The organism is Fimbriimonadales bacterium (assembly GCA_035559795.1).
In the GTDB taxonomy this organism is placed as follows: Bacteria; Armatimonadota; Fimbriimonadia; order Fimbriimonadales; family ATM1; genus DATMAR01.
The window spans coordinates 40,735-57,616 of the sequence record DATMAR010000002.1; the positions used below are offsets into that span (position 1 = coordinate 40,735).

Genomic DNA, 16,882 nt, shown 5'->3' on the forward strand with positions numbered 1-16,882 from the left:
ATCCAAGGAGACGAAAATGGCGGCAACCCAAGGACTCACCACGACAAAAGCCCCTTTCATCGAAGAGGCAAAAAGCCGAAACGAAATGTTTATTCGGCAGCCATATGAACTTTACAGCGAAGAAAACCAAGAGGCTTGGCGCAGGCTCTATGCGCGCATCAAACCCAAATGGGAAAAATACTCGACCCCTAAATTTTTAGAGGGAGTAAACAAGTTAGCCTTACCTCCAGACAGAATCCCACGCTTAGAAGAAATCAACCAATTTCTCGCTCCCTTGACCGGTTTTAAAGCGAAAGCAGTGAGCGGCTATATCCCTGCATATTTGTTTTTCGATTGTTTAAGGAGGCGTGAATTCCCGACAACGATAACGATACGAGACCTCGCGTCCCTCGATTATCTGCCGGAGCCCGATATCTTTCATGATGTCGCGGGACATGTGCCTATGCACACGGATCCTCGTTTCGCCGACGTTCTCGTTCGCTTCGGAGAGGCGGCGCTCAACGCGGCTTTCATGGTCAGTGAAATCAAAGATGAAAAAGAGCGTGTGCATGTTTTGGAAAGCATAATCAAGGCTTTAGCGCGCTTCTTCTGGTTTACGATCGAATTCGGACTCATGCGCTCGAACGGGGAACTTAAGGTTTACGGTTCTGGTTTGTTGAGTTCGTACGGTGAATTGAGTCATTCGGTGGAGTCTCCGAATGTACAGAGGTATCCGTTCCAATTAGAGTGGGTGATTAATCAATATTTCGAAATCCACCATTATCAACCATTGTTATTTATCGTAGATTCCTTCGACCATCTCTTTGACGAAGTGGATAGGCTCATCGAGTGGATGAAGGAGGGAAAATTGAACAACGTCTCTCCTGGCGAACCGCACGCGAGCGAAGAGGACCTGAAATCGTTTTTAGAGGCGGAACTCACAGAGACAGTAACGAAGTAGATAAGGTATTCTTTAACTATATGAATGGGTCATGAAAGTGGCTGGACGAAATGCAAGCGACTACAGAATGACCGAACATCGAACCCAAGGAGCCATCGAACAATGAAAAAAGCCTACTCTATCGCAATTTTCTTTATCATCGGGGTTGGAATTCTTTTTGCGAATCAATCCGGACATTTGCTTCGCGTAAACCTCAAAAAGGGACAAGTTATACGTCATGAGGCGGTAGTCAAATACGATGCCGGGGGGCAAGGTATGGATGTGAACATGAAAATGCGCGTCACCCAACAATGCACAGCCGCATCGAATGGCGTTTATACAGTAAATGCAAAAGTAGATTCGGTAAATCTCAACTCTCCCTCTCTCAAAGACCCTAAGATGGTAAAGCAACTCGAAGATAGCATCAAGAAAAATGGAAATGCTACCTACAAAATTGACAGCTTAGGCAGAATAATAAGTGGCACTAATACTTTAAACTCTTCGGGAATCGAGAGAATCACCTATCCTAAGAACCCTATAAAAATCGGCCAAACGTGGACATCTACTGCAAAGGTTAATTCGATGTCTGGAACGACAGACGTAAAAGCGACTTTAAAACTTTTGGGAATAGAAAGAGTCGGCGGAGTGGAATGCTACAAGACTTCTGTTAGCACATCTACAACCGTCGAGAACATGAAAATATCAGGTAACGGATTTTTGTGGATTCGGCGTTCGGATGGTCTCGAAGAAAAAATGAACATGAGTTTAACCATGAAGCCAATGAGCAAGAATGCGAATACTCAAGGAATTCCGTCGAACGTCAAAATGACGATGACGATGCGTCGTTTATAATTCTTCTCACTTCGCAAAACCCAAACTAAGGTTTCGATAAAACTCTATTTCTTAGAATAGGGAAACATTTTCCCGAGATTTCGTTTCTCCGGTTCTGCGCGTGGGTCATCGAATAGAGCACCGGATTCCCATTTCATTCCAATCAAAGGTGCAACTTCCGAAAACGGAAGCTTTCCTGGTTTTAAAACCGCCCTATCATAGAGCGATTCCATTTCTTTTCCTCCGAACATTACGCACAATTCTTTTATTCGATTCTCCTCGAATCCCGGCTTTCCGTTTTTCGTTTCCTTATAAAGAGCGAGAAGAACATCGTCTAAACTGCGCTCTCCTTTCGTATAACCGCGAATGGAGATATCGAACAGCAACCCGATAGCCTTACCCTTTAGATAATAATCCAGTCCATAACCGGAACTATTATTCGCTTCCCAGACTCTTCTGCTGCTTTCGTCTGCGGAGACGCGCATGCTAGCAGGCGTCGATTCTAATGCCTGAATAGTGTAGGACATATCCTCCAAAAAATCTTTCCGCGTTTGCAATCCTGCGCGAGTGATGAGCACTTCTGCGTAATAATCCGTAACCCCTTCCATCCACCAAAGTGTGCCGGTTATAGCAGGTTTCGTGTAATCGAAAGGTCCCAAAACTTTCGGGCGAATGCGTTTTACATTGAATGCATGAAAGTATTCATGAGCGATAAAAGAAGCCACATGAATGGCTCTCGTTCCCGAAGGAATCGCCAAACGCGCGCAATTCGCATGTTCCAAGCCCCCACCGGAGCCTCCGAAATCGAACAAGAACAAATAACGCTTATAAGGCAACTCCCCGAACAAGTCATAGACCGCTTCCACGATTCTTTGCGACACCCTTGCATATTCCTCCAAATCCACTGATTGCGGATTATTGAAACCCACGATGCGATGCTCCTTCCCTGCCACCATAAAGGTTTTCACTCGAATTTTCGTGCCCATCACGATAGGTGAATCCACCAGCGTCTCATAATTCGGCGCACTGAACCCCCCCCAACCTTCTGAATCCGAATCCATCTTTTCCAAAGCGGTTTCAATCGAAGCATTCACAGAAAGAAGGCGAACTTTTAATGTCTGCCTTTCTTCCTGATGACCTTGAAAATAGCCAAAAACTGCAGGACCCTCGATGTACATCTCTTGACTATTTACACGGATGTCTTCCGTAAAGAGGCTCGGACCTGTGCTCGGAACGAAATAAGAGACCTTATCTGCGCCATTCGGGAGTTTCCATAAGTTCGGGTCGTCGCTCCTCTCATAAGAAACCGATCCCCCATCGAGAGTGAATGAGACATTGCGAAGCCGCTTCCCGAAATTTACAATCCGGTAATCGCCGGGTGCCCAAGCAGGCATTCGGAATTCCTTAGAAGGCTTTTCGATATGAACCTCGATATAAACCCCTCCTTCGCTCGGTTTGGGTACGAGCACATACGATGCAGGGAAAACAGCCTGCGCTAACGAAAGAAGTAACCCGACCGTGCTAAGGAGTCGGGAGTTACGTTTTCTACTTAAAACCGTCCATAATAAGGCTATGTTGAAGGGACTCACACTTTTGCTTACTTTAGGAACGTTTTCACCCCCCACTTTAGACGACATCGTCTGCTCTAAACTCGAAGATTTATCTTTTACTGCAAACATAGAAACCGCCATACGAAAAGAATTGAAAAAGATCAATAAGGATTTTGCCTTCTCTTACGAAGCGGAAGGAATACGCGTGCTCTATAAAGAACCTCTCAAACTCAAAGTTTCCACCATATATAACGGGCAAGAGGCAGTATACGTTATCAAAGGAGATACCAAATATTATCACGTGCCTCGATTAAAACTCAAGCGTAAAGACAACATAGCAGAAGAACCGGGCAAACGCCAAACCCTCCTCGATTTCGGCTTAATTACGAAAAGTATGAAAGAGTCGTTTCTCACCGGAAATTATGTACGCACGGATAGTGAGGGATATTATGTCTTCGACCTGCGCTATCAATATAAGAAGGATTACACTCGATTTCGTGTTTGGGTAGACCCGCAAAAAAAATACACCGTGAAAAGAATGTGGTACAACCAACACGGCGAACTCATGGCGACTTTCGAATATTCCGAGCCGGTTCATGTCAATTCCGTTTGGTTCCCAACGAAAATCGTAGTGAAAAACGCAGAAGGAAAATTGGCAGGGATTTCTCGAATCAGCAACGTGAAAGTGAATACGGGAATCCCTGATTCGGAATTTTCGTTGTAAAAAACTCCTTTAAGTCGTATCGCGCCTTACGGCGCTCCACAATTGATTTTTTGGCGGTCGCCTCTGATGACCTTCCTTGTAGGCAATAGTTTCCTTACAATTTTCTGAGCATCGCGCGTTACGGCGCTCCTACAATTGGTTTGATGGCGGTCGCCTCTGATGACCTTCCTTGTAGGCAATAGTTTCTTTGCAATTTTCTAAGTGCATCGCGCCTTACGGCGCTCCTACAGGTATCTACAGGAGTTTGCTAATTGCACTGCTTAATGCTTTCGCGGCTTCTCGAACGAGTGCAATCGTAGAATCATAATCCATCCTCGTAGGACCGATTACCGCAATCGTCCCCGCTTCTTGCTCTTCTAAATAAAACTTGCTCGTGATTACCGCCAAATCTTTCAAAGCATCGAGCTCGTTTTCTTCTCCGATCTTTACTGTTACCGAATCTTCCGTTGGCTCGTCGATCGCTTCTTTCAACATCTGCTCGTTCTCTAAAATCGCGATGACCTTTTGAAAAGCATCGTAATCCCGGCGAAATTCCGGCTGAGAAACGAGAAACGTAGCTCCTTCACTAATGATTTTTCCAGAAACCAACTGACTGCACAAGGTGCGGATGGATTTCCATGCACGTAATAGGAGTTGCTGAGCAGCAGGCTTAAGATAATTCTCTTGAGGTGCAGACATCCTCGAAATCGCTCGGATCGTGCGATTTACTAAAAGGGTTTCGAGAACTTTCGAGACGTAATGGATATCTTGCAATGTCGTGTCGGGTGTCGCATCAATAATTCTGTTCTCTACGATTCCCGCTCCGTAAACGACAGTAATGAGAACTTTTTGTGAGGAAATACCGGAAAGAAAAACGTGCCGAATCGTGGTTGCTTGCTCGCGTAATGCAAAAGCGGCCGCGACATAATGAGTCAAGCGCGAGAGTAACCGGCACGTTTCTACGAGCAGTTCGTTGACACCCTTTTCTCCTCGTAAAACCTCCCTCACCCGCCGCTGAGCTTCGGGAGGAATTACCGGTTCGACGAGCCGGTTCACGTAATAACGGTAGCCTGTATCCGAGGGAATTCTCCCAGCAGAGGTGTACGGCTGTTCGAGATACCCTCTTTCGGACATGTCTGCCAGTTCGTGCCGAATCATTGCCGGTCCGATACCTATGGGATACTTCTCGGCAATTGCCTTACTGCCTACTGGCTCGGCAGTCCTAACGTGTTCGACGACTACTGCCTTAAGAATCGCCTCTTTACGTTGCGACAGTTCTTCCATAAGTGCTTTTAAAAAAATCCTACCGCATCTGTGCTTACTTTGCATAGATTTAGCCGTTATACTCATTGACGATGAAACGCCTGCTTTTAGCGCTTCATGCGCTTCTTATCGTAAGCCTTCTCTCCGGTTTTCAAAACACGAACCAGAATGAATACGAGGCATTTTTCGATAAAGTCTTTCTCGCCGCTCGAACTGGCAATTTCGAAAACCTAAAACCTCTATTTGTAGACCCGAATTATATGCGCCCTCTGGAACAAATGACTTCGAGGAGCGCTGAACTTCGCAAAATCGGCTGCTCTTTTGTTCCCGCCCCACCCGGTTTCGAAAACTACGGAAAAAATTGGATAGTATTTTATAAATACCAGCGCGCCGAAGACACACACGATGTCGTTTATCCCATCGTCGTAACAGGCTTGGGTCTTCGTTTAGGTGCTGAAATCCCCGTAGATGTAGAAGTTCCCTATTCCATAGAGCATTACGATTTCGATGTCTACTTGAACGAACGAGAAAAACGGGCAGACTTCACTACGACGATGAAAATCAAACGTACTGGAAAACCTTCTTCTATTCTCATGCGAATCAATTATAAATACGTTGTGCAAAATGCGAGTTTGAATGGAAAAGAGTTACCTTTACATATTAACCAAAAGCCAGGTAGTTATACACTATCTTCGGAGCGTTCCGAATTGGTGCAATCCGGAAGCATCGTTTACGTTTCGAATGCTGGCGATGGTGGCACGCTCGAATTGAAATATTCCGCACAGGTCGACGAACCCGGTTGCGACGAAATCGTAGAAAATCATGCTTTGTTTACTTCGTATTGGTGGCCATTCATCGGATTGCAACCCGCTCCTTCACATACGAAGATCAACGTACCTTCGAATTGGTACGCCTGGGGAGTCGGCAATAAAATTAAAGAAAGCGTTAGCAACAATCGCAAAATCGTCGAGTTCGAAAACCAAGTACCGATATGTTTCCATCACATCGTTGCAGGTCCTTATCTTCTGGCATATGAAGTAAAAGACCAGGGAAGAACTTTTCGCGCGTGGCATTGGGGAAGCATAGACGAAAAGCGGGGAAAACACGACGCAGAAATGGCAAAAGTCGCTGTCGCTTTCTTCGAACGTCGTTTCGGAAAATTTCCTTATCAAGGTTACGATATCATCGATACTCCGGAATTTTATGGATTGGAAGCATACAGTTTCACCATTCTTTCACCTCGCATAACGGAATGGGCTACGTCTCATGAAATCGGGCATACCTATTTCGGCGGCCTCGTTCCGAATACCTATTTGCACAGTATATGGAACGAAACTCTCACGCAATATATAGACAGCATACAATTCAAAAACAACAGCGACCGTTCTTTGGAATCGGGATATGCACTGCGAAAAACTCCTGTCGCTCTCGATTCTCCATTTACTCCTCATGGTCCTTTCGGCTTGGTCGGATATATGCGAGGAGCCTACACGATGAAAATGCTCGAAAACGAACTCGGGCTCGAGACGATGAACGCATGTTTGCGCGCATTAGTCGAAAAGCGTTTCGGAAAAGCCACAGAATGGAGCGACATCGAAAAAATCTTTAACGAAACAGCAGGTCGTTCTCTCTCATGGTTCTTCGAGCAATGGATACGTGGTTCGAACTTTCCCACGATTACAGTAGAAAGACTTTATGTAGAACCTGGTCCTGAGGGGGGGTTCAATACGAGTGTAAGGTTTCAACAAACAGGAACTGCTAAACCTTTTCGTTTGCGCTTTGTCGTCGTTCTTTCGGCAGGTATCGAACAGAAGAGATTCCCTATAGTGATGACACAATCGGCTCAGCAATACAACCTCGAAACCCCATGGCGTCCAGAAAAAATGACCGTCGACCCGATGGGTTGGACCCTCGCAGATGTGCCTGAACCGGTGGTTATCGAAACAAACAAAGCATGGCAAAAATCTGGCGCGACGAAGAACTGAGTCTCTCTCCGTTGCGAGACAAAACCATCGCGGTTTTGGGTTTCGGTTCGCAAGGTCGCGCGCAGTCTCTCAATCTTCGCGATAGCGGACTCTCCGTCGTCGTCGGATTACGCGAAGGAAGCGAAAGTTTTAATCAAGCGAAGGAATGCGGATTAGAAACTGCTGAAATTGGCGAAGCATGCGCAATGTCCGATGTATTAGCGGTTTTAATTCCGGAGCGAGCGCAAAAAGAGGTATTCGAAAAATACCTTAATCCTAATGCGAAACAAAACGCGCATGTCATTTTCGCTCATGGCTACAACATCGTTTATGAAATCGTCACACCGAGAGAAGACCTGAAAATATCTTTAGTCGCTCCGAAAGGTATAGGACCTCGATTACGTAGTTTCTTTGAGCAAGGGAGTGGAGTTCCTGCGCTCATTGCTTCGCGAAACGATGATTTAGAAATAGCGAAGGCTTACGCAAAAGCCCTGGGCTGCGGTCGAGTCGCCGTTATCGAATCGAGTTTTCGAGAAGAAACAGAAACGGACTTATTCGGAGAGCAAGTGGTGCTCTGTGGGGGGCTCGTGGAACTCGCTCGCTCGGCGTTCATGACCTTAGTCGAAGCCGGCTATTCGCCTGAAGCGGCTTACTTCGAGTGCGTTTACGAAATTAAACTTATCGCAGACTTAATTTTCGAATATGGAATTGCTGGAATGATCGAAAAAATCAGCGACACCGCACAATTCGGAGCGATGACCCAAGGGAAAAGAATCATAGATGACCATGTAAAAGAAGAAATGAAGAGACTTTTAAAAAATATACGAAGCGGCGATTTCGCGCAAACTTTTACCAAAGAACAAGAGAATAACCTAAAGAATGTATTCGAATGGCGTGAATCATTAAAGAAAGAACTTCTCGAGGAAGTTCGACGCAAACTGAACTTATAACGATTTTCTTGTAATTCTTTACGAAGTTACAACACCGGCATATCTCCGCCTTCTGTCCCTTTCGCCTTTTGAGCCTCGGGAGGCAATTGCCCTTCGCCTGGCTCAGGCGAGCCCGAACATCCGGATAAGAAGAGTATCAAAAAGAAGATGGTAAAAAACAGGAACGACTTTTGCATGGTTTTGTTATTTTACAACATTCTTTTTAGTGTCTTAGCACACAAGCCGAGGTATGGAGTCGTAGGTATTCGCCCGTTTTTCAAAAGTAGCTATCTATTTGTACGAAGAAGCGGGTCTCCATGCGTAGCATGGGGAACCTGTATAAAAAAGGGCTTTTATCGCGCCTAACGGCGCTCCTACTCTGGTGAGTCTTTCGGAATGCATAACCCCCACCTCTGCTCGCTTCGCTCACAGAAGGGGGGGTTGAAGCGCAACGAATCAAAAGTGCAACAGGATCACGAAAGTGCAGCAAGCGCTTTGTCGTTGTCTTTCGTTTTAATCACGAACAAACTACGACCCTCGAGGGCAGTCGCGTTGCAGTACTCTACATCGACTCCTTCATCTGCTAACTTTTTCAAAATCTCGGCGCATGAACCAGGAGCATTTGGAACATCCACCAAAAGCACATCCGAACCTTGGCAAGAATAACCTGCATTCTGGATTGCCGAACACGCTTTATCGTAATCATCCGCTACGACGTGTATACAAGCCTCGTTCGGTCCCATCTCATATCCTACGATTCCGTTCAGATTTACGCCTGCTTTTGCGACCGTTTCCAGCAATTTAGCTCCAGCGCCTCTTTCGTTCGGCAACGTGATGATGCACTCTTTACCTTTTCTTACGTTTGCCATGATTTGCCTCCTCAGTTTTTCATTTGCGGCTTCGAAAGCCTTTACTTTTGGAATGTTAATTATACACAAAATCCGAGAATTTCCTCCTAAGCCAAGAGCATTTTCCCAACCGAGGAGAGTGCCTTCGTTAGACGTTCGTAAATCACCTTATAGAAATGCAATCGTTTATATGCCTATTTCGATTCCTTTTTTCGTAATCTGAAAGGGAATCCAATCTATCGGGTGTGAAACACATTCCATCTTCTCGATTCGAAACTCGCGTTGCAAACGCATATTCACTTCCCGTATTCGAAAACGAATGATATTATTGGCAAGCATCAACGTGAAATCTATTAAACGGTTGACCAACGCATCGCGCTCTCTCGATTCGTGAACGATATCGAAATTCGTCATCCGACTGTGATGACACCAGTTCACGGTCCACTGTTCGATCTCATGCCAATTCTTCTCAGGCAACTCATGAAAGATGTGCTCGTAACTATCTCCGAAAACGAAACGCGTCACTCCCGCTTTCGACAGTTCCAGGTCTATTCTTTTCATCTCTTCGAAATCTGCCAAAGCGAAATATCGGACATAAGGATCTCTTTTGTATTCATCGTGATGAGGAAACGCTTGAATCGGGATGAATCGGGAATCCTTTTCGTAACGCGTGATATCCCAACCGAATGATTGGAAATAACGACGCATTTGCGTCCAGGGTCTGTCATATACGTCCCACGCAACCGTTTCACCTGCTTGTAACCCAGCCCAAATAAAACTCATCGCAAATACGCGCTTCCCTGCCCCGGGTGGACCCAATAAAAGCGAGCGAGAACCGCGTGGAATCCCTCCTATGATTTCGTCCAAACCCCTGATTCCCGTTGCTTGGAGATCGACTTCGTGCATGAGACTTTTAGTTTATCGAAATTGAAATTCGCAAATGAATTCCCTGGAGCCGATGGTCGGATTCGAACCGACGACCTGCGGTTTACGAAACCGCTGCTCTACCGCTGAGCTACATCGGCGGGGGATTTTTATCTTACCTTGGATTTTCCTGAAGGAAAAAGTCGTATCATTGTTAACAAACAATGCAGCGTAAAGGATTTTCGCTCATCGAACTGCTCGTCGTGATTGCAATTCTGGCGCTTCTCGCCGCGCTGCTCTTTCCCGTTTATTTCCGCGCAAAAAACGCGAGCAAACAATCCAAATGCCTCAACAATCTCAAGCAAATCGGCGGGGCGTTTATGCTTTACATGCAAGATTACGATGACATTTGGCCCTTCGGCGTAGACCCGGCGGATAAATATACTCCCGATATCTGGAACGATTATCCGGAATTCAAAGCGAGAATCCCTTCCATCCCTCTCATGCACGAATTATTGCAACCTTATCTCCCTTCGAAAGCAGTATGGGAATGCCCAGCCGATAAAGGGCAAATCATAGACGACGTCTCTTTTCATATTCTCGAAAGCATGCCGAGTAGTTACGAAAAATTCGGAACGAGTTATTACTATCGCACCGAACTCACAGTGAAAAGTTTGATAAGTTCGAGCATCCCCAATCTTCCCGAAATCAATGTTTATTTCGACGGCTCTGGGGCGTGGCACACGGGCGAACCGCTTTTAGAACGGAACGATTCTTGGGAAGAAATCCAACAGAAATTGAAAAATTACCGTTATAACGTCCTTTGGGGTGACTTTCATGCGAAAAACGTCTCTCGCGAACAATACTGGGCAGCGTGGCAAACTCCTCTTCTCTAATCATAAGACCTGACGCTGTCATCTTTCCTGACGGGAGGATCCAACCCGATATCGAAGTTTGCATTGAACAAGGCCGTATAAGCGAACTCCGTCCACGAAAATCGCGCACAGGAAAAGAGGATGGACTTTTATTATCCGCTGCATTCGTAAATGCTCATTCTCATCTCGAATATTACGACTGTATCGGACGATGGAAAGGCGTCGAATATTGGAAATTCATCGAAGAGATTACAGAATTAAAACCACGAAGAGAACGCGCGCACGTCCTCGAACAGGCGCAAATCGCTGCCAAACTCCAATTGACCACCGGAATATCGGCAATCGCCGAGTGGATGGACTGGAATGTAAGCCTTTCTGCTTTAGAAGAAGCAAAACTCGATGGAAGATTATTTCAGGAAGTGATAACGGGATATGGAAACGAAGATTGGGAAAACGAAATAACGATAATGAAAACTCTTCTCGAAGAGCATAAACGACATATCCACCTGCCCATTACTTTAGCCCCCCATGCATCATTCACTGTGCATCCTTCGGTATTCGAGGCATTGAAAACCGAAAACCCCACTTCTATACATGTCGCAGAACATCCCATCGAAAACGAATTCTTCCGCTTCGGGAAAGGACCAATTGCAGAGGCATTTCGAAAGCGCGGAATACATTTCGAGCCTTTAGGCTGCAGCAGTATCGAATATTTAGATTCGAAGGGCTTTCTTAAACCAACTACGCAACTCGTTCATGTCTGCGATGTATCTCGAGAAGAAATCGAAATCCTCGCATCTCGTGGGGTAACCGTTGCGCATTGCCCCCGTTCGAACGAAAATCTTTTATGCCCCCCCGCACCGGTCGCTCGCATGCGCGAAAAAGAGATACCTGTGGGACTCGGGCTCGATAGTGCTGCTACCTCTGGTGAAATAGATATGTTCGCTGAAATACGCGCAGCGCTTCGTGCTGCCAAAATACGAGGCGAACCCCTCACGCCAGAAGATGTTTGGACGATGGCGACTACAGAAGGCGCAAAATCAATTTTTCTTTCACGCAACTGGAACATCGAACAGGGAGGAAACCCTGATTTGATTTTAATAAACCCAGGAAAAGCACGAAATTTAGAAGAACTGATTCGATTCGCCAGCCCGCGAGCGATAACGAAACTTATACGCTTAAAAAAATAAGACCTATAAGATTTTTTTTTCGTCTTATAGGTCTTTCTGATTTTATCTCGGAGTGGCTACAACCGATTTCATTGCGCGATCTATTCTGTTTTTCATGTCGCGCAGATGTATCCTCGTCATTTCATCTTCTGCTTTCGCTGTGGCGAGTCTTTTTTGAAGTCTTGCAAGCATGTCCCAGCAGATAACGCGCGCATCTTCTTCGATTCCTCCGGGAGGCGCCATCGCTTGGGTGATCAATCCTTCCAAAGTGAACCGCTGCAAATCCCTGCGTAAAACACCAATTTTTCTTCCTGTTCCAATTTCCGAAAATACATTCCCGACGACTGCACCGTAAAGTTCGGGCAAGGTCAATGCGCCATTCTTGCCACGCAATTTGTAGGCGTTATTGTTCACTCGTCGAACCGTTGTCGCAGAAATCAACCGAACGACCACAGCGCGCTGCAAACTGCTAATCATGTCTTTAATCGGTGCTTCATCGTAAACTTCGCTATTGTAATCCGGGCTTAAGTTCAGGAGAACTTTGTCGCTCAACCTGAATGCATCTTCACGGAGCAAGTTATCCACCATGATGCGAAGCGCTTTTCTTTGCAATTGTGGATCTACGGGCACGAGAGTGGGTTGTTCGTTCTCATCGCCCGCAAAGTTACGACGACCGTGTAACCCACCGACGAAACGACTTGCAAGAAGACAGTTTCTGAACGTCTGGCTCATCGCGATTTGAACTGCGCGTGTGAGGTCGCTATAAGGCTTGCCCTTTTGCGGATAACGCTTATCTGCCTGCTCTAAAAGTCGTTTCGCCACGTAAATGGATGTTTCCGCCGCCTCTAATGGATTCTTCGAAATGTCGAAGCGCACGACGTACGGGTCAAAGAGGTCCGCGTTTTCGTCGGTCATAAAGGCATGACCAGGTCTTCCGTTCTTCGCGGCGATTTTTTGCAGATAAGGTAACTCCTTCAAAGGGTCTTTGATTCCAAAATCCGTGTATCCGTATTCGATGGCGAAAATATCATACGTTCCAATGGTGTTCGAATAAAAGTCACCTTTCCCTTGCGCAACGGCTGCAATATTCACAGGAACATAGTCCATCACGCTCGAACTAATCCCTTTCTCTTTGGTGATATTCGGGTTTTTGAGTTCATTGAGAGAAAGTTCCGTTGAACCCACGAAGTTATGTCGCAATCCGAGACAGTGACCCATTTCATGGGAAACTAAATCGGCGAGGAATTCTTTGATATATTCGTCTCTGCTCATCGAAAGCGGATGGAGAGTATTCAATGCAAGCCAACCGAATGTCGCTGAAGAGAGTTTCCCTTCACCTAAAGTACACAAATTCCAAATCGGAAGTGGCCTTTTACCGACATCGAGGGTTTGCGAAGTTCCGTTATCGTCTTGAAAAACCGTTTCACGCAAAAGCGCGCTCCACGAATATGTCGCAGGATTTACAATCCATGTGTACTCTTGACCGACATACATCACCATATTAGCGTCTACGTTGATGCTTGCATTCACGATTTCTCCGGTAAACGGATCTGTTCTAAACAATGCGACAGCATAACCGGCGTCTTCGGAATCCGTAAATCGGAGAACGTTGTATCGCATATCGGAATGGCTCCATTTGTCTTCTTCGGTTTTGTACTTGACGACAATGGCGTTTTTAATTCCGATTTTTTCGAATGCCTTATTCCATCGTAAGATTCCTTCCGCGCATGCTTCACGCCATTTTCGCGGCACAGAATCGTCTATGTACCAAACGATGGGTTTTTCCGGTTCGCTCAATGCTGCGTTCGGGTCTTTTTTCTTGATATTCCAGCGGTTGATTAATCGCGTCGTTCTATCGAGTTCCATGAAGCGTTCATGATCGAAGAATTGCTGCACAAAATATCCAACGCGCGGGTCGGCAAGACGTGGAACGTAATCCGATTTCTTTTGCGGATAGAGCAAATAGGTAACGGAAAAAGGAAGACTGCGGTCATCCGCTAAATGACTTTTTCCACCCATCCCAAAGATACCGGCGAGTCCTTCTGGCCCCCCCGTAGGCATTCTGCCAGCAGTGTAATACATATCTACATGAATGACTAAGTTTTCCGGATATCCCTCGATGGAAGTAACGCGAGTTTTGTTTCGATCCAATTGATAAGGTCGTCCCATAGACATCATCACGAGCATGCTCAAATCGAAGAGATCACCGTAGAAAAAGTCCGTGATTTTCACGAGCATCTTTTTCGTGTCGGGATGCTCCGCTTCGATTTTGTAACTCCCTAAAACGCCTTCGGGAAAAGAACGCTCAGCGGCTTTTGCCATTGGGTCATCCGATTTCCAGCGCCATGCCAAATTCGGAACATAAAGCCAAATCTCTTCGTCGCGTTTCTCCAATCGAAAAGCATCTACGGCTTGAAAATCTCTACCAATCGGAAAACCAGCAGTAACTCCGAAAGGAGACGCTCCCGTACGAAATGCACCCTGGATATACCAATACCTGCTCAATTGCGAAGGGTCTAATTCTAAATACACGTCTTTCTTCTTCAGATAAAGCGTGAGAGGACCTTCGGATTTCGTAGAGTCTTTGAGAATCTCTTCGTACTTTTTGATTTTTTCCTGACGTTCTTTCTCCTCTTGCTCTTTCTTCTTTTGCTCGTCGCTTTTGTCTTGTTTTTCTTTTGTAGGAGTTTGTCCCGTTTGGTCGGGGACGAACTCATCCTGCGCCGGAGCCTGGGACAAAAACATGATGATTGCGATAACGGATATTAGAGTTCGTTTCATTGAAGTCTTTTACACTCCTTAGGGAATCCCGTCGTTTTGTGGGGTTGTCGAGTATACCCGTATGTAGTAAACCTCCCCACTGTCGGTTTGATTCCCCGAAGATGTCGGTAAACTCGAACTCGTGATTCTCGTTCTCGGTGGTGCCGGATTCGTCGGTTCGCATGTTGCGAAGGCTCTCCGGCAGAAGAATCTTCCTCATCTCGTCGCTGACAATCTGGAAAAAGGCCATTTAGAGGCGATTGGGAAAAGCCCTTTCGAAAAGACTGACATTAGAAATCCAGCAGAACTCGATGCCCTTTTCTCTCGGTTTTCCTTCGAGAGCGTGATGCTTTTCGCGGGTTACACGAGCGTGCCGGAAAGCGTGCAATTTCCCGACCTATATTTTTCGAATAATTTTATAGGAGCTTTTAACCTCCTCGATTCGATGCGAAAGCATGACGTCAAACGCATCATTTTCAGCAGCAGCGCAGCCGTTTACGGAGAACCGCGAAGCATTCCGATTCCAGAAGACCACCCGACGAACCCGACGAATCCTTACGGAGAGACTAAGTTGGCTGTCGAGAGACTTCTTCATTGGGAAAGCGTTGCTTATGGCTTGAAGGCAATCAGTTTGCGATACTTCAACGCAGCAGGAGCCGACCCTGAGGGGGAAATCGGAGAAGACCACCGACCCGAAACACATCTCATTCCCTTAGCGATTGATGCCGCTTTGGGACGTTGCGATGCGCTTACGATTTTCGGGGACGATTACGATACACCGGACGGTACTTGCATTCGCGATTACATCCATGTTTCCGACCTCGCTGACGCTCATTTGCTCGCACTCGAAAAATTGAGTCAAACGGAAAACCCTTGCCACAAAGCCATCAATTTAGGCTCCGAACATGGTTTCAGTGTGAAAGATGTTGTTGATACCGTGGAACGTGTCTCTGGAAGAAAAGTCCCCTACAAAATCGGACCGAGAAGACCCGGAGATCCCGCTCGCCTTGTCGCATCGTCACGGCTTGCAAAATCTTTTCTCGGCTGGAAACCACGCTACGACGATTTAGAGACCATCGTAGAACATGCTTTTTCTTGGCGCTCATGCCATCCGAATGGCTACGAGAAGCGTTTAAACAGTGGGTAAAGTCTAAATTCACATGCCGAAACGAATCGAAGAAATCGTTTTTCATGATAGTGCCTCTCCGAAAATAGGCAGCCTCGAACGAGGAGGAGCCGTTCTGATAGGTTCTATTGATGAATTGCTCAACCAGGCGCGAAGCAACTCGCTTTGGCCTCTCACGTTCGGATTGGCGTGCTGTGCAATCGAGATGATGTCTACGGTGGCTTCTCGATTCGACATTTCCCGTTTCGGAAGTGAGGCATTTCGAGCCACCCCGAGACAGGCAGATGTCATGATTGTCGCAGGTCGTGTGAGCAAAAAAATGGCACCTGTGCTCAGGCAAATCTACGACCAAATGCCCGAGCCGAAATGGGTCATCAGTATGGGTGCATGTGCGAGCAGTGGTGGGGTGTACAACAATTACGCCATCGTTCAAGGAGTCGACCAAATCGTACCAGTAGATGTATATGTTCCTGGTTGCCCCCCCTCGCCTGATGCGTTGATATATGGATTATTGAAACTGCAAGAAAAAATCCGGAATACGAGAGGAAACAAACTCATCGAGTTGATACCGAGGAAACAAAAGGTGATGAAACCTTGATAGCGGAAGTCTGGAGAGATGTAATTCAACCGATCTTCAAGGGGCTTCTCCTTGTCGCTCGTCACATTCGTCGCCCCAAAGTTACGGTGATGTATCCTGAACAAAAGCGAGAGCCTTTTCCTCGCACGCGATGGCGTCATGTTCTCACTCGATACGAAAACGGGTTGGAAAAATGCATCGGATGTTCGCTTTGCGCTGGAGCATGTCCTGCAAAATGCATTTATGTAGAGGCGGCGGAAAACACGGACGAAGAACGCTACAGTCCTGGGGAAAGATATGCTAAACGATACGAAATCAACATGCTGCGTTGTATTTTTTGCGGATTATGTCAAGAAGCCTGTCCAACGGGAGCTATAGTGCTTCGCTCCGATTTCGAGTTAGCGGATTACCATCGGGAAGATTTTGTTTACACGAAAGAGATGCTTTTAGAAAAAATGCCTATAAAAGAAGATTAGCGCTTGTACTCCTTGCTCCTAATATTTT

The 16,882-nt window shown here is 46.2% G+C and carries 16 protein-coding genes and 1 tRNA gene; 10 read left to right on the forward strand and 7 right to left on the reverse strand.

The annotated features are described in order from the left end of the window. Nucleotides 1–16 precede the first annotated feature (16 nt). Nucleotides 17–940, forward strand: coding sequence for a phenylalanine 4-monooxygenase (locus VNK96_00215; GenBank protein ID HWP30142.1), 924 nt, complete (start codon nt 17–19; stop codon nt 938–940). Between the two features lie 102 nt (nt 941–1,042). Then, the gene (locus tag VNK96_00220; protein HWP30143.1) at nt 1,043–1,771 is read left to right on the forward strand and encodes a hypothetical protein; all 729 of its coding nucleotides are present in this window, start codon (nt 1,043–1,045) and stop codon (nt 1,769–1,771) included. Nucleotides 1,772–1,815: 44 nt separating this feature from the next. Here VNK96_00220 and VNK96_00225 read toward each other — a convergent pair whose 3' ends face one another. Next, complete coding sequence (locus VNK96_00225) at nt 1,816–3,339, reverse strand: hypothetical protein (GenBank protein ID HWP30144.1); 1,524 nt, start codon at nt 3,337–3,339, stop codon at nt 1,816–1,818. Here VNK96_00225 and VNK96_00230 point away from each other — a divergent pair. Next, nucleotides 3,323–4,024: an outer membrane lipoprotein-sorting protein gene (locus tag VNK96_00230; protein ID HWP30145.1), complete on the forward strand. Its 702-nt coding sequence runs from the start codon at nt 3,323–3,325 to the stop codon at nt 4,022–4,024. The two genes, VNK96_00225 and VNK96_00230, sit on opposite strands and share 17 nt — an antisense overlap. 234 nt (nt 4,025–4,258) lie before the next feature. Here the strand turns inward: VNK96_00230 and hrcA are convergent, their stop codons facing one another. Then, the gene (hrcA, locus tag VNK96_00235; GenBank protein HWP30146.1) at nt 4,259–5,287 is read right to left on the reverse strand and encodes a heat-inducible transcriptional repressor HrcA; all 1,029 of its coding nucleotides are present in this window, start codon (nt 5,285–5,287) and stop codon (nt 4,259–4,261) included. Nucleotides 5,288–5,358: 71 nt separating this feature from the next. Between hrcA and VNK96_00240 the strand changes: the two genes are divergently transcribed. Both VNK96_00240 and ilvC read left to right on the forward strand, forming a co-directional pair. Beyond that, complete coding sequence (locus VNK96_00240; protein HWP30147.1) at nt 5,359–7,251, forward strand: hypothetical protein; 1,893 nt, start codon at nt 5,359–5,361, stop codon at nt 7,249–7,251. Further along, nucleotides 7,221–8,180 carry a ketol-acid reductoisomerase gene (gene ilvC / locus VNK96_00245; GenBank protein HWP30148.1) on the forward strand — a complete coding sequence of 320 codons (960 nt, stop codon included), beginning with the start codon at nt 7,221–7,223 and terminating at the stop codon, nt 8,178–8,180. The genes VNK96_00240 and ilvC overlap by 31 nt, the downstream gene beginning before the upstream one ends. Nucleotides 8,181–8,206: 26 nt before the next feature. Here ilvC and VNK96_00250 read toward each other — a convergent pair whose 3' ends face one another. The 4 genes from VNK96_00250 to VNK96_00265 all read right to left on the reverse strand — a co-directional run bounded on the left by VNK96_00250 (nt 8,207) and on the right by VNK96_00265 (nt 10,032). After that, entirely contained in the window at nt 8,207–8,356 is a 150-nt protein-coding gene (locus VNK96_00250) for a hypothetical protein (protein HWP30149.1), read from the reverse strand. Nucleotides 8,357–8,632: 276 nt separating this feature from the next. Then, the gene (locus VNK96_00255) at nt 8,633–9,028 is read right to left on the reverse strand and encodes a hypothetical protein (protein ID HWP30150.1); all 396 of its coding nucleotides are present in this window, start codon (nt 9,026–9,028) and stop codon (nt 8,633–8,635) included. A 165-nt stretch (nt 9,029–9,193) separates the two neighbouring features. Continuing rightward, nucleotides 9,194–9,913: an ATPase domain-containing protein gene (locus tag VNK96_00260; GenBank protein HWP30151.1), complete on the reverse strand. Its 720-nt coding sequence runs from the start codon at nt 9,911–9,913 to the stop codon at nt 9,194–9,196. A gap of 44 nt (nt 9,914–9,957) precedes the next feature. Continuing rightward, a tRNA-Thr gene (locus VNK96_00265) sits at nt 9,958–10,032 on the reverse strand. 63 nt (nt 10,033–10,095) lie between these two features. Here VNK96_00265 and VNK96_00270 point away from each other — a divergent pair. Next, nucleotides 10,096–10,767: a prepilin-type N-terminal cleavage/methylation domain-containing protein gene (locus VNK96_00270; GenBank protein HWP30152.1), complete on the forward strand. Its 672-nt coding sequence runs from the start codon at nt 10,096–10,098 to the stop codon at nt 10,765–10,767. Beyond that, nucleotides 10,746–11,936, forward strand: a complete 1,191-nt coding sequence (locus VNK96_00275) for an amidohydrolase family protein (protein HWP30153.1) — start codon at nt 10,746–10,748, stop codon at nt 11,934–11,936. Before VNK96_00270 ends, VNK96_00275 begins: the two co-directional genes overlap by 22 nt. A 42-nt stretch (nt 11,937–11,978) precedes the next feature. Here the strand turns inward: VNK96_00275 and VNK96_00280 are convergent, their stop codons facing one another. Continuing rightward, nucleotides 11,979–14,696 carry a zinc-dependent metalloprotease gene (locus VNK96_00280; GenBank protein ID HWP30154.1) on the reverse strand — a complete coding sequence of 906 codons (2,718 nt, stop codon included), beginning with the start codon at nt 14,694–14,696 and terminating at the stop codon, nt 11,979–11,981. A 121-nt stretch (nt 14,697–14,817) separates the two neighbouring features. Between VNK96_00280 and galE the strand changes: the two genes are divergently transcribed. Genes galE through nuoI form a run of 3 tightly spaced genes read left to right on the forward strand, consistent with a single transcriptional unit; the run spans nt 14,818 to nt 16,854 of the window. Continuing rightward, nucleotides 14,818–15,822 carry a UDP-glucose 4-epimerase GalE gene (galE, locus tag VNK96_00285; GenBank protein HWP30155.1) on the forward strand — a complete coding sequence of 335 codons (1,005 nt, stop codon included), beginning with the start codon at nt 14,818–14,820 and terminating at the stop codon, nt 15,820–15,822. A gap of 13 nt (nt 15,823–15,835) precedes the next feature. Further along, nucleotides 15,836–16,399 (forward strand): NADH-quinone oxidoreductase subunit B family protein, encoded by a 564-nt coding sequence (locus VNK96_00290; GenBank protein HWP30156.1) that lies wholly within the window; start codon nt 15,836–15,838, stop codon nt 16,397–16,399. Then, entirely contained in the window at nt 16,396–16,854 is a 459-nt protein-coding gene (gene nuoI, locus VNK96_00295; GenBank protein ID HWP30157.1) for an NADH-quinone oxidoreductase subunit NuoI, read from the forward strand. The genes VNK96_00290 and nuoI overlap by 4 nt, the downstream gene beginning before the upstream one ends. Nucleotides 16,855–16,882: the final 28 nt, after the last annotated feature.

Excerpts from the sequence above, each read along its gene's own strand:
- VNK96_00280 (HWP30154.1), bottom strand. The coding sequence starts at position 14,696 with ATGAAACGAACTCTAATATCCGTTATCGCAATCATCATGTTTTTGTCC.
- ilvC (HWP30148.1), top strand. The coding sequence starts at position 7,221 with ATGGCAAAAATCTGGCGCGACGAAGAACTGAGTCTCTCTCCGTTGCGA.
- VNK96_00240 (HWP30147.1), top strand. The coding sequence starts at position 5,359 with ATGAAACGCCTGCTTTTAGCGCTTCATGCGCTTCTTATCGTAAGCCTT.
- VNK96_00250 (HWP30149.1), bottom strand. The coding sequence starts at position 8,356 with ATGCAAAAGTCGTTCCTGTTTTTTACCATCTTCTTTTTGATACTCTTC.
- VNK96_00290 (HWP30156.1), top strand. The coding sequence starts at position 15,836 with ATGCCGAAACGAATCGAAGAAATCGTTTTTCATGATAGTGCCTCTCCG.
- hrcA (HWP30146.1), bottom strand. The coding sequence starts at position 5,287 with ATGGAAGAACTGTCGCAACGTAAAGAGGCGATTCTTAAGGCAGTAGTC.
- VNK96_00260 (HWP30151.1), bottom strand. The coding sequence starts at position 9,913 with ATGCACGAAGTCGATCTCCAAGCAACGGGAATCAGGGGTTTGGACGAA.
- VNK96_00230 (HWP30145.1), top strand. The coding sequence starts at position 3,323 with ATGTTGAAGGGACTCACACTTTTGCTTACTTTAGGAACGTTTTCACCC.
- VNK96_00270 (HWP30152.1), top strand. The coding sequence starts at position 10,096 with ATGCAGCGTAAAGGATTTTCGCTCATCGAACTGCTCGTCGTGATTGCA.
- VNK96_00220 (HWP30143.1), top strand. The coding sequence starts at position 1,043 with ATGAAAAAAGCCTACTCTATCGCAATTTTCTTTATCATCGGGGTTGGA.
- VNK96_00215 (HWP30142.1), top strand. The coding sequence starts at position 17 with ATGGCGGCAACCCAAGGACTCACCACGACAAAAGCCCCTTTCATCGAA.
- VNK96_00255 (HWP30150.1), bottom strand. The coding sequence starts at position 9,028 with ATGGCAAACGTAAGAAAAGGTAAAGAGTGCATCATCACGTTGCCGAAC.